15 protein-coding genes are annotated in these 12,661 nt (G+C 73.1%); 10 read left to right on the top strand and 5 right to left on the bottom strand.

What is annotated here, in order from left to right; genetic code table 11:
• Positions 1-9 precede the first annotated feature (9 nt).
• From A6Q79_RS03695 to A6Q79_RS03680, 4 genes are read left to right on the top strand one after another with little or no spacing between them, the layout of a single operon-like run.
• Complete coding sequence (locus tag A6Q79_RS03695; RefSeq protein WP_067855665.1) at positions 10-561, top strand: YqgE/AlgH family protein; 552 nt, start codon at positions 10-12, stop codon at positions 559-561.
• A 58-nt stretch (positions 562-619) separates the two neighbouring features.
• Positions 620-910 carry a DUF3039 domain-containing protein gene (locus A6Q79_RS03690; protein WP_067855668.1) on the top strand — a complete coding sequence of 97 codons (291 nt, stop codon included), beginning with the start codon at positions 620-622 and terminating at the stop codon, positions 908-910.
• Positions 903-2,597 carry a DEAD/DEAH box helicase gene (locus tag A6Q79_RS03685; protein ID WP_067855672.1) on the top strand — a complete coding sequence of 565 codons (1,695 nt, stop codon included), beginning with the start codon at positions 903-905 and terminating at the stop codon, positions 2,595-2,597. The genes A6Q79_RS03690 and A6Q79_RS03685 overlap by 8 nt, the downstream gene beginning before the upstream one ends.
• 20 nt (positions 2,598-2,617) lie before the next feature.
• Positions 2,618-3,574 (top strand): alpha/beta hydrolase, encoded by a 957-nt coding sequence (locus A6Q79_RS03680; protein ID WP_286689627.1) that lies wholly within the window; start codon positions 2,618-2,620, stop codon positions 3,572-3,574.
• A 673-nt stretch (positions 3,575-4,247) separates the two neighbouring features.
• Here A6Q79_RS03680 and A6Q79_RS03675 read toward each other — a convergent pair.
• On the bottom strand, positions 4,248-4,973 hold the full coding sequence (locus A6Q79_RS03675; RefSeq protein ID WP_317696370.1) for a TetR/AcrR family transcriptional regulator: 726 nt from the start codon (positions 4,971-4,973) through the stop codon (positions 4,248-4,250).
• Positions 4,974-5,015: 42 nt separating this feature from the next.
• On the opposite strand from A6Q79_RS03675, the gene A6Q79_RS03670 reads away from it, so the two are divergent.
• The 4 genes from A6Q79_RS03670 (at position 5,016) to A6Q79_RS03655 (ending at position 8,892) form a co-directional block, all read left to right on the top strand.
• The gene (locus A6Q79_RS03670) at positions 5,016-6,551 is read left to right on the top strand and encodes a long-chain fatty acid--CoA ligase (protein WP_286689625.1); all 1,536 of its coding nucleotides are present in this window, start codon (positions 5,016-5,018) and stop codon (positions 6,549-6,551) included.
• Positions 6,551-7,450, top strand: coding sequence for an oxygenase MpaB family protein (locus A6Q79_RS03665; protein WP_286689624.1), 900 nt, complete (start codon positions 6,551-6,553; stop codon positions 7,448-7,450). Before A6Q79_RS03670 ends, A6Q79_RS03665 begins: the two co-directional genes overlap by 1 nt.
• Positions 7,451-7,638: 188 nt before the next feature.
• Positions 7,639-8,676, top strand: a complete 1,038-nt coding sequence (locus tag A6Q79_RS03660; RefSeq protein WP_067855682.1) for an LLM class flavin-dependent oxidoreductase — start codon at positions 7,639-7,641, stop codon at positions 8,674-8,676.
• Between the two features lie 78 nt (positions 8,677-8,754).
• Positions 8,755-8,892 (top strand): hypothetical protein, encoded by a 138-nt coding sequence (locus tag A6Q79_RS03655; RefSeq protein ID WP_158509182.1) that lies wholly within the window; start codon positions 8,755-8,757, stop codon positions 8,890-8,892.
• Here the strand turns inward: A6Q79_RS03655 and A6Q79_RS03650 are convergent.
• Both A6Q79_RS03650 and A6Q79_RS03645 read right to left on the bottom strand, forming a co-directional pair.
• Positions 8,879-9,454, bottom strand: coding sequence for an isochorismatase family protein (locus A6Q79_RS03650; protein ID WP_067855684.1), 576 nt, complete (start codon positions 9,452-9,454; stop codon positions 8,879-8,881). The genes A6Q79_RS03655 and A6Q79_RS03650 overlap by 14 nt on opposite strands.
• Positions 9,455-9,486: 32 nt before the next feature.
• Positions 9,487-10,773, bottom strand: coding sequence for a nicotinate phosphoribosyltransferase (locus A6Q79_RS03645; RefSeq protein ID WP_286689623.1), 1,287 nt, complete (start codon positions 10,771-10,773; stop codon positions 9,487-9,489).
• Between the two features lie 77 nt (positions 10,774-10,850).
• Here A6Q79_RS03645 and clpS point away from each other — a divergent pair, with 77 nt between their 5' ends.
• A complete protein-coding gene (gene clpS, locus A6Q79_RS03640; protein WP_253025611.1) occupies positions 10,851-11,159 on the top strand; it encodes an ATP-dependent Clp protease adapter ClpS in 309 nt (102 codons plus the stop codon).
• Positions 11,159-11,734 (top strand): DUF2017 domain-containing protein, encoded by a 576-nt coding sequence (locus A6Q79_RS03635; protein WP_286689622.1) that lies wholly within the window; start codon positions 11,159-11,161, stop codon positions 11,732-11,734. Before clpS ends, A6Q79_RS03635 begins: the two co-directional genes overlap by 1 nt.
• A 17-nt stretch (positions 11,735-11,751) precedes the next feature.
• On the opposite strand, the gene A6Q79_RS03630 is transcribed toward A6Q79_RS03635, so the two are convergent.
• The gene (locus tag A6Q79_RS03630; protein ID WP_286689621.1) at positions 11,752-12,066 is read right to left on the bottom strand and encodes a hypothetical protein; all 315 of its coding nucleotides are present in this window, start codon (positions 12,064-12,066) and stop codon (positions 11,752-11,754) included.
• A 64-nt stretch (positions 12,067-12,130) separates the two neighbouring features.
• Positions 12,131-12,661: ankyrin repeat domain-containing protein (locus A6Q79_RS03625; protein WP_369037985.1), on the bottom strand; the 531-nt coding region annotated here is incomplete at its 5' end.

The raw sequence follows: 12,661 nt of genomic DNA, 5'->3' as shown, positions 1-12,661 counted from the left end.
ATAGGGGGCATGGAGACGCTCGCCGGTCGACTCCTCGTCGCCACCCCGGAGATCGCTGCCGGCCCGTTCGCGCGCAGCGTCGTCCTGCTGCTCGACCACGACGAGGACGGCGCCCTGGGCGTGGTCCTCAACCATCCGCTCGAGGCTGACGTCGAGGACGTCCTGCCGGCGTGGGCGGCCGTGGTCGACGCGCCCGACTGCCTGTTCCAGGGCGGACCGGTCGCCACCGACGCCGCCCTGGCGGTGGGTGTGCTCGGCTCGTCGGCCGTCCCCGTGCCGGGCTGGCGGTCGATGACCGGCCCCTTCGGCCTCGTCGACCTCGACGGGCCGCCGCCGCAGGACGGCGCGCTGCGCGGCCTGCGCGTGTTCGCGGGGTACGCCGGGTGGGGGCCCGAGCAGCTCGAGGGTGAGCTCGAGGAGGGGTCGTGGCTCGTCGTCGAGGCACGCGACGACGACCTGCTGTCGCCCGTGCCCGAGCGGCTGTGGCGCGACGTGCTGCTGCGCCAGGACGACGACGTGCGCCTGCTCTCCACCTATCCCGAGGATCCCGGCCTCAACTGAGCCGCACGTCCACCAGCCGGGTCCGGGGGCGCTCGACCGGTCGCCTGCAGACGTTACGATGAGCCACGTGGGATTCTTCGGCAGCGGCACCCAGACGGTCCAGGACGAGCGCACCGACCTGCGCGGGGACGAGCGCCTCGAGGACGGTGACCACGAGCGCTTCAGCCACTACGTCCCGAAGGACACGCTGACCGAGGCGATGGTCATGGGCACCCCGTGCGTCGCGCTCTGCGGCAAGGTCTGGACGCCCAGCCGCGACCCGCAGCGCTTCCCGGTCTGCCCGGAGTGCAAGGAGATCTGGGAGGGCATGCAGCCCGGCGACGAGGGCGGCTCCGGCTCGGATGCCTAGCCAGCGCCTCCGGGCCTGGCAACGCGACGCGTTCGAGCTGTACTCGCGCAGGGAGCCGCGCGACTTCCTCACCGTCGCGACGCCCGGCGCCGGCAAGACCACGTTCGCCCTGACGATCGCGGCCGACCTGATGCACCGCGGTGTGGTCGAGCGCGTCGTCGTCGTCACCCCGACCGACCACCTCAAGACGCAGTGGGCGCTCGCCGCGTCGGGCCTCGGGATCCGGCTCGAGCCGGCGCTCTCGGGCGCGCTGCCCCCGGGCTTCGACGGCTACTGCGTCACCTACGCCGGCCTGTCGGTGAACCCGAACGGCCACCGCGTGCGCATCGACGCCCGCAAGACGCTGGTGATCCTCGACGAGGTGCACCACGCCGGCGACTCGCTGTCGTGGGGCGACGCCGTGCAGGAGGCGTGCGAGGGCGCGGTGCGTCGGCTCTCGCTCACCGGCACCCCGTTCCGCTCCGACGACAGCCCCATCCCGTTCGTCACCTACGAGCCGCAGCGCGACGGAACCAAGCAGAGCGTCGCCGACTACTCCTACAACTACGGGCGGGCGCTGCGCGACGGCGTCGTGCGGCCCGTGCTGTTCATGGCCTACTCCGGCCAGATGCACTGGCGCACCCGCGCCGGCGACGAGGTGGCCGCGCGGCTCGGCGAGCCGCTCACGAAGGACGCCACCGCCCAGGCCCTGCGCACCGCCCTCGACCCGGAGGGGTCGTGGATGCCCACCGTGCTGCGGGCCGCGCACCGACGGCTCCTGGAGGTCCGGCGCGACATCCCCGACGCGGGTGGTCTCGTCATCGCCTCCGACCAGGACTCCGCCCGTGCCTACGCGCGCCTGCTCACCGACCTGACGGGGGAGCGGCCCACCGTCGTGCTGTCCGACGAGGCCGGCGCGAGCGGACGCATCGCCGAGTTCTCCGCGTCGATGTCGCCGTGGATGGTCGCCGTGCGGATGGTGAGCGAGGGGGTCGACGTGCCGCGGCTCGCCGTCGGCGTCTACGCCACCACGATCGCCACGCCGCTGTTCTTCGCGCAGGCCGTGGGCCGCTTCGTGCGCGCCCGACGTCGCGGCGAGACCGCGTCGGTGTTCCTGCCCAGCGTCGCCGGTCTGCTGGCCCTCGCCGCCGACCTTGAGGTCGAGCGCGACCACGTCGTCGGCCGGCCGGTGAAGGACGAGGACGACCTGTTCGCCGCGGAGGCCGAGATGCTCGCTCGGGCGCAGGCGGGGGAGTCGGCGTCGGCCGAGCTGGAGCAGGGCACCTACCAGGCGCTCGGCAGCGAGGCCGACTTCGACCGGGTCCTCTTCGACGGCGGCGAGTACGCCGCGCAGATCTCGGACTCCCTCGACGACGACGACCTCGACTTCCTCGGCATCCCCGGCCTGCTCGAGGCCGACCAGGTGGCCGAGCTGCTGCGCGCCAAGCGGTCGAAGGCGTCGGCGGCCGCCCCCCGCGCCGTCACCCGCACCGCGGAGGACGTCGCGCACGAGCGGCGCAGCGAGCTACGGCGCGAGCTCAACGGGCTCGTCGGCGCCTGGCACCACCGCACGGGCCAGCCGCACGGCGTCACCCACGCGCAGCTGCGCACCGAGACCGGAGGGCCGGCTGCGGCGCAGGCCACCGTCGAGCAGCTGCAGCGTCGGATCGACCTGCTGCGCCGGTGGGCCCTGCGCGCGTCGGGCTGAGCGGCACTAGCGTGGGGCGCATGTCGCTTCCTCTCAGGACCCGTGTGTTCGGCGTGCTCGTCCGTCTCGGCTCCACGCCCATCGAGGAGGTCGACGACCTCGACAAGGCGCGTCGCGAGCGCCTCGGGCTGCAGCGCACCGCGATCGGACGCTGGCTGTTCGGCACGGCCGACCCGTCGGTGCGCACCACCGAGCACCACGTGCAGGTCGACGGTCGCGCCCGGCGCTTCCTGCAGCACCGACCCACGGGCGCCGCGAGCCCCGGCTCGGCACCGCCGGTCGTGCTGAACCTGCACGGCGGCGGCTGGGTGCAGGGCAATCCCGAGCAGTCGGCCTGGTTCGCGAGCCGGGTGGCTGCCCGGACCGGCGCCGTGGTCCTCTCCTTCGACTACCGACTCGCGCCTGAGGACCCGTTCCCGGCGGCCGTCGACGACGCGTGGGCGGCGCTGCAGTGGGTCGTCGAGCACGCGGAGGAGCTCGACGTCGACCCCGACCGGGTGGCCGTCATGGGCGACAGCGCCGGCGGCGGGCTGGCCGCGACGACCGCGCTGCTCGCGCGCGACGCCGGGGCGCCCAGGCTGAAGGCCGAGGTCCTCATCTACCCGGGTGTCGAGATGTACGACCGCTGGCCGAGCGAGGACGAGTTCGCCGACGCGCCCGTGCTGTCGTCGGCGAACATGCGCGCTTTCGTCCGCCTCTACCTGCGCGACCAGCACGGCACCCTCGACTGGCGCGCCTCGCCCATCCGCGCCGCGTCGCACGCCGGACTGCCGTCGACCCTCGTCCTCGTCGCCGGCCACGACCCCCTCTCCGACAACGGCCGCCGCTACGCCGAGACCCTCGGCGAGCAGGGCGTCCACGTCGTCCTCCAGGAGTTCCCCGACGCGCTCCACGGCTTCGTCAGTCTTCCTGGCGTCAGCCCCGCCGCCACCCAGGCCGTCGACGCGACGGCGAGGTTCCTGCGCGACGTGCTCTGACCTATGGGGCTGCGGTTGGCGTGACCTTGCTGGTGCGCTCCCGTCGTGGGTCTTGACTCGGGTGGTGCGCTGCCGCAGGGGGGCTGGGCTTGCTGGTGCGCTGCCTCGGCTTTCGCTGGGGGTGGTCTCCGAAAGGGCCTCGACCGGGCGGCTGGCAGCAGCGTTGGGTTGGGCACTCGGGCTGTGGCCCGCGTGGGACTTAAGAATCTGCGTTGGTGGGTTCAAGCCCAAGACTTCTGCGTTTGCTACGGGATCCCGTCACCGACGCAGAAGCGTTCGACCTCGAACGCGTGAAGGAAGAATCGTGGGTGCACCTGCTGCCATGTCTGGCGCTCTCAGCGGTGGATCTACCACCTGTAGACCGCTCAGAAGGTTGCAGATCCACCGATGGCCAGCGCGAACGCGGAATCTTGCGTTGAACGAGAGCGACAGCCCCGAGAACCCGAGCCGCCGCCCGCCCAGCCGCCCGGTCGAGGCCCTTGCGGAGCGCAGGTTCACGACAAGCCGCGCCGGCGCAGCCCCACTCGAGCGAAAAGTCACGCCGACGCGGCCGCAGGTCGACGAGAAGCCGCACCGACGGAGCCCCAGGTCGACGAGAAGCCGCACCGACGCAGCCGCAGGCCGAGCGAGAACCCACTCCGACGCACCCGCAGGGCGAGTAGAGCGGAAGCCATCAGCCTCGCAACATCTCCGGCACGACGTCGTCGACGATCGCGAGCAGGGTGCGGCGCAGGAGGGTGTGGACCTGTGGGCGGGTGAGGACGTCGTGCAGGAGCCACTCGCGGGCGGCGGACCGGGCGAGGTGGCCGTAGGTGCGCACGAGGGCGCGGAGCAGGTCGCGGTGCGCGGGGTCGTCGCCGAGGTGGACGGCGTCGAGCACGCGGTCGACGGTGGTGTTCTCGGCCTCGGTCAGGATCGCCTCGAGCTCGGGGTCGCGGCCCATGACGAACGGGTCGGCGGCCGCGATCCACGTCGTGCCCGACTCCTGCAGCGCGTCGAGGTACCAGGCGACGGCGGCGTCGATGCGCTCCTCGACCGTCCCGTCCGGCAGCTCCTCGACGGCCACCGACGGCACGGTCGACGCCTCGCGGACGACCTCGAGGTACAGGTCGCGCTTCGTGCCGAAGTAGTGGTTGATGAGTCCGCGCGCGACGCCGGCGTCCTGCGCGACGTCGGCGAGGGAGACGGCGGGGTAGGGGCGGGCCGCGAACGCCGCGGTGGCGGCCGCGAGGATCTCGGCGCGGCGGCGGTCCGCGTCGAGGCGCTGGAAGCGGGGACCGTCGGGGCTCGTCGTCCCCCGCCGAAGCCTGCCACGACCCCGCGCCGCCGCGCAGCCCCATCGCCGCCTGCCCGTTGACGACGCCGCGGCGGAGTGCCATTGTTGGCGGTGCGCCAACAAGAGTGACCTGGCGCACGCCCTATCGCGTCCCGAGGAGTCGATGTGCAGCTCACCCAAGGCCTCCACCGCGCCGTCCAGACCAGCCCCGACGCCGTCGCCACCGTCTGCGGCGACCGCCGCCGCACCTTCCGCGAGCACGCCGACCGCGTCGCCCGGCTCGCCGCCGCGCTGCACGATCTCGGGGTCCGCGAGGGCGACCGCGTGGCGATCCTGTCGCTCAACAGCGACCGCTACGCCGAGTACCTGCTGGCGATCCCGTGGGCCGGCGCGGTCGTGAACCCCGTCAACATCCGCTGGAGCCCCGCCGAGATCGTCTACTCCCTGCGCGACTCCGGCACCACCGTGCTGCTCGTCGACGACGCGTTCGCGCCGCTCGTGCCGACGCTCACCGATCAGGTCGAGTCGCTCGTGGCGGTCGTCCACTGCGGCGACGGCGTGCTCCCCGGGGGCCTGCTGTCGTACGAGGAGCTGCTCGCCGCGCACGAGCCCGTCGACGACGCGCGTCGCTCGGGCGACGACCTCGCCGGCATCTTCTACACGGGCGGCACGACCGGCTTCCCGAAGGGCGTCATGCTCTCCCATGCCAACCTCGTCACGTCGGCCATGGGCGCGATGGCCTCCGGCGAGCTCGTGCGGCGCGGCTCGGTCCTGCTGCACGCGGCACCGATGTTCCACCTGGCCGACCTCGCCGCGTGGACGTCGCAGGTGCTGCAGGGCGGCACCCACGTGACGGTGCCGTTCTTCGAGCCGACCGCCGTGCTCGACGCGATCGAGCGGCACGGCGTCACCGACATGCTCCTCGTGCCGACGATGATCCAGATCCTCGTCGACCACCCCGCCGTCGGCGACCACGACCTCTCGTCGCTGCAGCGTCTGCTGTACGGCGGCTCGGTCATCTCCACCGGCGTCCTCGAGCGCACGCTCGCCACCCTGCCCGGCGTACGTCTCACGCAGGCCTACGGCATGACCGAGCTGTCACCGGTCGCCACCCTGCTGCTGCCCGACGAGCACGAGGGCCGTCGACTCTCGTCGGGTGGTCGCGCCGCGCTGCACTCGGAGGTACGGATCCTCGACGCCGACGACCGGCCGGTCCCGACCGGCACGGTGGGGGAGATCTGCGTGCGCGGGGGACACGTCATGCAGGGCTACTGGAACAAGCCGGAGGAGACGCGGGCGGCCCTGCGTGGCGGCTGGATGCACACGGGCGACGGCGGCTACGTCGACGAGGACGGGTTCGTCTACGTCGTCGACCGGATCAAGGACATGATCGTCACGGGCGGGGAGAACGTGTACTCGGCCGAGGTCGAGAGCGCGCTCAGCAAGCACCCGTCGGTGGCGCAGGTGGCGGTCATCGGCCTGCCCGACGAGCGGTACGGCGAGAAGGTGCACGCCTACGTCGTTGCAGCGCCGGGCACGGCCCCGGACCCCGACGAGCTGCAGACCCACGCCCGCGGTCTGATCGCGGGCTACAAGGTGCCCCGCTCGTTCACCCTCGTCGACGCCCTGCCGATGTCGGGCGCGGGCAAGATCCTCAAGCGCGAGCTGCGGGCCCAGGCGGCGCAGGAGGTGACCGCGTGATGCGCGTTCCCGGACTCCTTCCGCGCGACCACTGGGTGCGGCACGTCGAGACCCTCGACCCGGCCGTCGACTACGAGGAGATCTCGCGCATCACGGGGCACCACGAGTTCCCGTGGGACCTGCAGCAGGCCCTCAGCTTCGCCCTCTTCCGCACCTACGCGGTGCCGTCGATCGGCAGCCTCCTGCACCGGACCGACGAGTTCACGGGCAGCACCCAGAAGCGGCACGACGACACCGTCATCGTGCTCGAGACCGTGCTCGACGACGGCATGGAGAACCCCGACGGCCGCGCCGCGATCCGGCGCATGAACCAGATGCATGGCAGCTACGACATCTCCAACGACGACATGCTCTACGTCCTGTGCACCTTCGTGGTGGCGCCGGTGCGGTGGATCGACGAGCTGGGATGGCGTCGGCTGACCGAGACCGAGCTGCGGGCGGCGGTCGAATACTACCGACGGCTCGGACGGCTCATGGGCATCCGCGGGATCCCCGACGACTACGCCGGGTTCGAGCGGCACATGGACCGCTACGAGGCGGCGCACTTCGCGTTCGACCCGGGGTCGCGGGCGGTCGCCGACGCCACGCTCGACCTCTTCACGACGTTCTACCCGCGGCCGCTGCGCCCGGCGATGCGCACGTTCGCGATCGCGCTGCTGGACGACCACCTGCGTCGGGCGTTCGACTACCCGGCGCCCCCGCGCTGGGTGCAGCGGGCGGCGCGCCGCGCCATCCGTGCCCGCAGCCGGGTGGTCCGCCTCCTCCCGCCGCGCCGGCGTCCGTACGACCCTCGGCGCTCGCACCGCATCCGCAGCTACCCGGGCGGGTTCATGGTCGAGCGCCTCGGGACCTTCCCCTCCGGCAGCCGGTCCGACGACGTCACCGCCTCGACCGCCTAGGGTTCGCCGCACCGGGGCCGTGACCTTCGACCCGGCCGGACGGTTGAAGGGGTGACGTCACCCTTCGTCGGGGTCCGTCCGGGCCCCGTCCCGGGGGAGGCCCGGACGGGCCGGCGCCACCAGGACCGGCAACCCCCTCACCACCGGCTGCGGGGAAGGGTTCGTCGCCCGCCGGTGTTGACCCCCGTATGCGCCTGTCCGTCCTCGACCTCGTCCCCGTCCGCACCGACCAGTCGACCGCGGACGCCGTCGCGGCCGCCGTCTCGCTCGCCCAGACCGCCGACCGGCTGGGCTTCGAGCGCTACTGGGTCGCGGAGCACCACAACATGCCGGCCGTCGCGGCGTCGAGCCCGCCCGTGATGATCGGCGTGCTGGCCGGCGCGACGGAGCGGATCCGTCTGGGCTCGGGCGGCGTCATGCTCCCGAACCACGCGCCGCTCGCCGTCGCCGAGCAGTTCGCCCTTCTGGAGGCCGCGTTCCCGGGCCGGATCGACCTCGGCATCGGGCGCGCGCCCGGCTCCGACCCCGTCACGTCGTGGGCGCTGCGCGGTGCTGCCGGCCGCGACGACACCGACGTCGAGAACTTCCCCCAGTACCTCGACGACGTCGTGGCCCTCATGGACGGTCGCGGTGTGCGGGTGCCGATCCCGCAGCAGCAGTACGTGCTGAAGGCGACGCCGGCCGCGACGTCGTCAGCCCGGCTGTGGCTGCTGGGCTCGTCGATGTACTCCGCGCAGCTGGCCGCGGCCAAGGGGCTCCCGTACGTGTTCGCGCACCACTTCTCGGGTCAGGGCACCGAGGAGGCGCTGGCCCACTACCGCTCGCACTTCCGCCCGTCGGACCTGCTGGACCGCCCGACGACGTTCCTCACGGTGAACGCCTCGGTGGCCCCGACGACCGAGGAGGCGCTGGCCATGGCGCTGCCGAACCTGCAGAACATGGCGCGTCTGCGCACCGGCCAGCCGCTCACCGCGATCGACCTCGTCGAGGACGCGCAGGAGGCGGTGCTCGCACCGCAGCAGCAGGCCATGGTCGACGCCGGCACGACGCGGCCGGTGCTGGGCGACCCGGAGACCGCTGCTCGGCAGGTGCGTGAGCTCGCGGAGCACTTCGAGGTCGACGAGGTCATGCTGCACCCGGTGGGGTCGGCCCGTCGCGGGGCGGACCCCCGACGCTCTCCTGCACGCGAGGAGACGCTCGAGCTGCTGGCCAAGGAGCTGCTCTAAGCCGCTCGTCCGGCACCGGTCACCTGACGTTCACGTCGGCGACCGGTGCCGTTGCGCTGCCGGGGTCACGCTGGCGCCATGAAGCACACGCTCACCCGTCGCGACCTGCTCGCCTCGATCCCGGTGATCGCCCTCGGGGCGCTGCTGTTCGTGCTCCCGCCGGCCCCGGACCAGCCCACGCAGACGCCCACGGCGTCCGCGGTCAGCGCTCCCTGACCTCGACCTGCGCCGCGCGCAGCTCCTCGCGCAGCGCAGGCAGCCCCGACGGGTCGACCGCGGCGGTCATCCCCTCGATCACCCGCACCGCGAAGCCCTCGCGGGCGCCGTCGAGCGCGGTGGCCCGCACGCAGTGGTCGGTGGCGATGCCGACGACGTCGAGCGTCGTGACGCCGCGCTCGTGCAGCCACGCCGCCATCGACACCCCGTCGGAGGTCAGGCCCTCGAAGCCGGAGTAGGCCGCCTCGTACTCGCCCTTGAGGAAGACCGCGTCGAACTGGTCGTCACGCAGCGGCTCGTGCAGCTCCGCCCCCGGCGTGCCGACGACGCAGTGCGGCGGCCAGGAGTCGACGTAGTCGGGGGTGCTGGAGAAGTGCGGTCCGGGGTCGACGTGGTGGTCGCGCGTGGCGACGACGGTCGTGTAGGCGCCGGACGCGAGCAGCGTCGCCACCCGGTGGGCGAGGTCGGCGCCTCCGGCGACGGCGAGCGAGCCGCCCTCGCAGAAGTCGTTCTGCACGTCGACGACGACGAGCGCGGTGGACGGGTCGTGGGTCGTGGTCATGGATCCTCCCGACGGGTGGGGGTGGGGTCGGTTCAGCGCTCGAAGATCGTCTCGAGCACGGGCTCACCGGCGGAGAGCTTGTGCGCGGCGGCGGGCAGCTCGGCGATCGCCGCGGCATGGCGTGCGCGCGCGTCGTCGAGCGTGTCGTGGTGCACCCGCGTGCCGCCCTCGACGAACGGCACGAGCAGCGAGCGGTCGTCGCCGTCGTCGTGCGGCGGTGCGCCGATGCCGACCACCTCGGCCTGCGCCGTGCCCGTCGCCGAGCGCCGTCGCAGGGCCCACTTGCGGCCGCCGACGCTGGCCTTGTCGGCACTCTTCTTGGCCACCGGGACGAGGGCGTCGCCGTCGTCGGCGCGCGCGACCAGCTTGTAGACGAACCCCGACGTGGGGGCGCCGGACCCGGTGACGAGCGACGTGCCCACGCCGTAGCCGTCGACCGGTGCGGCGGCGAGCCCGGCGATGGCGTGCTCGTCGAGGTCGCTGGTGACGACGATGCGCGTCGCCGTGGCGCCGAGGCCGTCGAGCTGCTCGCGCACCCGCCGCGCCAGGGACGGCAGGTCGCCGGAGTCGATCCGGACGGCGCCGAGCCCTGGTCCGGCGACGTCGATCCCCGTGCGGACCGCCTCCTCGATGTCGTAGGTGTCGACGAGCAGCGTGGTGCCGGTCCCGAGCGATGCCACCTGCGCCGTGAACGCGTCGCGCTCGGTGTCGTGCAGCAGCGTGAACGAGTGGGCGCTGGTGCCCGCCGTCGGGATCCCGTGCGTGCGCCCGGCCTCGAGGTTGGACGTCGTGGCGAACCCGGCCACGTAGGCGGCGCGTGCGGCGGCGACGGCGGCGCGCTCGTGGGTGCGGCGCGAGCCCATCTCGATGCAGGGCCGTCCGTCGGCCGCGCCGACCATGCGGGCAGCGGCCGACGCGATGGCGGAGTCGTGGTTGAGCACCGACAGGAACAGCGTCTCCAGGACGACCGCCTCGGCGAAGGTCCCCTCGACGACGAGCACCGGCGACGCGGGGAAGTAGAGCTCGCCCTCGGGGTAGCCCCACACGTCGCCGGTGAACCGGTAGTCGGCGAGCCAGTCGCACGTCGTGTCGTCGACGACGCCCCGCTCGCGCAGCCAGGCGACGGTGTCGGGGTCGAAGCGGAAGTCCTCGAGGGCGTCGAGCAGGCGCCCGGTGCCCGCCACGACGCCGTAGCGCCGACCGGTCGGCAGCCGGCGCGCGAACAGCTCGAACACGGAGTGCCGGTGCGCGGTGCCGTCGGCGAGCGCCGCCTGCAGCATCGTGAGCTCGTAGTGGTCGGTGAGGAGTGCCGTGGTCACCTCGCCAGCGTAGGGCCGCGCTCGGACGCGGCACCCCCACGCGGGCGCGTTTCGGTCCGCGTCGACCCTGGGACACAATGGGACGCGTGACCACCCCGGCCCCGATCGAGCTCGACGAGCCCGCGTCCGAGCTCGGCCTCGCGCTCCAGGACCCGTGGGTCACGATCGTCTGGAACGACCCGGTCAACCTGATGTCGTACGTGTCGTACGTGTTCCGCACGTACTTCGGCTACACCGAGGAGAAGGCGACCGAGCTGATGCTGGCGGTGCACCACGAGGGGCGGGCGGTCGTGTCGAGTGGGAGTCGCGAGCAGATGGAACGGCACGTGCAGGCCATGCACGAGTACGGCCTGTGGGCGACCCTGCAGAAGTCGGACTCCGTCTGATGCGTCCCTTCAAGCGCCGCCGACGCGGCGGGGTCGTGGCCGTGTTCGAGCCCGACGAGGCGCACGTGCTGGCCAACCTGGCCGGACAGGTGGTCGAGCTGCTGCGCGACCGCAACGGTGCCAGCGAGTCCGACCCCGACCCGCTCGCCCTCCAGCTCGGCATGGGTGGCCCGTCGCTGCCGCCGGAGGACCCGGTGCTGCGCCGGCTCCTGCCCGACGCCTACGGCGACGACGAGGAGGAGTCGGCCGAGTTCCGCCGCTTCACCGAGCGCTCGCTCACGAGCGTCAAGGTCGAGAACGCCGAGCGTCTCATCGCGTCGCTCGAGGCCGGCGGCCTCGACGACGAGGGGGAGATGGACACCGTCGTGGAGGTCGAGCTCGACCCCGCCGACGTGCAGGCGTGGCTGCGCAGCCTGACCGACATCCGGCTCTCGATCGCCGTCCGCCTCGGCATCGACTCCGAGGACGACCAGCTCGCGCTGTCCGAGAGCGACGACCCCGCCGTGAGCACGATGGTCGACGTCTACGACTGGCTCGGCTACGTGCAGGAGACCCTGGTCGGCGCACTCGACTGAGCAGCGCGACGAGGCGCTCAGCCGACGTCGACCAACGGCACCGAGAACACGCCGTCGACCCGGAACTCGACGCGGACCGGGACGTCGGACTCGTTCCCGCCCCGCCGGTGGACGCGAGCGTCGCAGCGCATGGTGTCGCCGACGCCGACCCAGGACGGAAGGGGCTCGCACGACGCGTCGATGCTCGAGACCTCCGTGCCTCGTGGGGCCAGACGGTCCCAGAGGTCGTACCGGACCATCTGCTCGATATCGGCTGTCGTGTCACCGCCCGAGCAGCCCGCGACCGGCACCAGGAGTGTCAGGAGGACAGGTAGCGAGAGCGACCGTGGCATGCAGCGCACGCTAGGGCGCGCGGAGAGCTCCCGTCACCGGAACTCGGAACGTGTTCCGGACCTCTCAGCCGCGACGCAGGACCGCGGCCATGGCGCTCAGCCCGCGGGCCTCGGCGAGCTGGAGCGCGGTGCGCCCCTGCCGGTCGCGGATCGTCGGGTCGGCACCGGCGTCGAGCAGCGCCTGGACGACGGCCCGGTGGCGGGGGCCGCCGTCGCCGAGCACCACGGCCTCCAGGAGCGCCGTCCAGCCGAGGTCGTTCACGTGGTCGAGGTCGACGTCGGTCGTGGTCACCCAGCGGACGTACGCGACGTGCCCGCGCTCGCTCGCGGGGATCGGCGAGAGACCCCCGAAGCGGTTGCGCAGGGTCAGGTCGGCGCCCGCGTCGAGCAGCAGGCGCCCCATCGCGACGCTGCCGGTGACCCCCGTGACCAGCCACGGCGTGTCGGAGCGGTCGTCCACCGCGTCGGGGTCGGCGCCGACGTGCACCAGCAGCTCCGCGACCTCGACGTGGTCCGCCGCCGCGGCGAGCAGCAGCGGGGTGCGGCGTCGTGCGTCGCGTGCCTCGACGTCGGCTCCGTCGCGCAGGGCGCGGGC

This window comes from Aeromicrobium sp. REDSEA-S32_B7 (assembly GCF_001626145.1).
GTDB classification, from domain to species: Bacteria; Actinomycetota; Actinomycetes; order Propionibacteriales; family Nocardioidaceae; genus Aeromicrobium; species Aeromicrobium erythreum.
The sequence above is the reverse complement of the archived record's forward strand: the minus strand, read 5'-3'. Positions and strand labels throughout refer to the sequence as shown.

Excerpts from the sequence above, each read along its gene's own strand:
- clpS (WP_253025611.1), top strand. The coding sequence starts at position 10,851 with ATGGGACGCGTGACCACCCCGGCCCCGATCGAGCTCGACGAGCCCGCG.
- A6Q79_RS03685 (WP_067855672.1), top strand. The coding sequence starts at position 903 with ATGCCTAGCCAGCGCCTCCGGGCCTGGCAACGCGACGCGTTCGAGCTG.
- A6Q79_RS03655 (WP_158509182.1), top strand. The coding sequence starts at position 8,755 with ATGAAGCACACGCTCACCCGTCGCGACCTGCTCGCCTCGATCCCGGTG.
- A6Q79_RS03635 (WP_286689622.1), top strand. The coding sequence starts at position 11,159 with ATGCGTCCCTTCAAGCGCCGCCGACGCGGCGGGGTCGTGGCCGTGTTC.
- A6Q79_RS03665 (WP_286689624.1), top strand. The coding sequence starts at position 6,551 with ATGCGCGTTCCCGGACTCCTTCCGCGCGACCACTGGGTGCGGCACGTC.
- A6Q79_RS03690 (WP_067855668.1), top strand. The coding sequence starts at position 620 with ATGAGCCACGTGGGATTCTTCGGCAGCGGCACCCAGACGGTCCAGGAC.
- A6Q79_RS03680 (WP_286689627.1), top strand. The coding sequence starts at position 2,618 with ATGTCGCTTCCTCTCAGGACCCGTGTGTTCGGCGTGCTCGTCCGTCTC.
- A6Q79_RS03660 (WP_067855682.1), top strand. The coding sequence starts at position 7,639 with ATGCGCCTGTCCGTCCTCGACCTCGTCCCCGTCCGCACCGACCAGTCG.
- A6Q79_RS03650 (WP_067855684.1), bottom strand. The coding sequence starts at position 9,454 with ATGACCACGACCCACGACCCGTCCACCGCGCTCGTCGTCGTCGACGTG.
- A6Q79_RS03630 (WP_286689621.1), bottom strand. The coding sequence starts at position 12,066 with ATGCCACGGTCGCTCTCGCTACCTGTCCTCCTGACACTCCTGGTGCCG.
- A6Q79_RS03695 (WP_067855665.1), top strand. The coding sequence starts at position 10 with ATGGAGACGCTCGCCGGTCGACTCCTCGTCGCCACCCCGGAGATCGCT.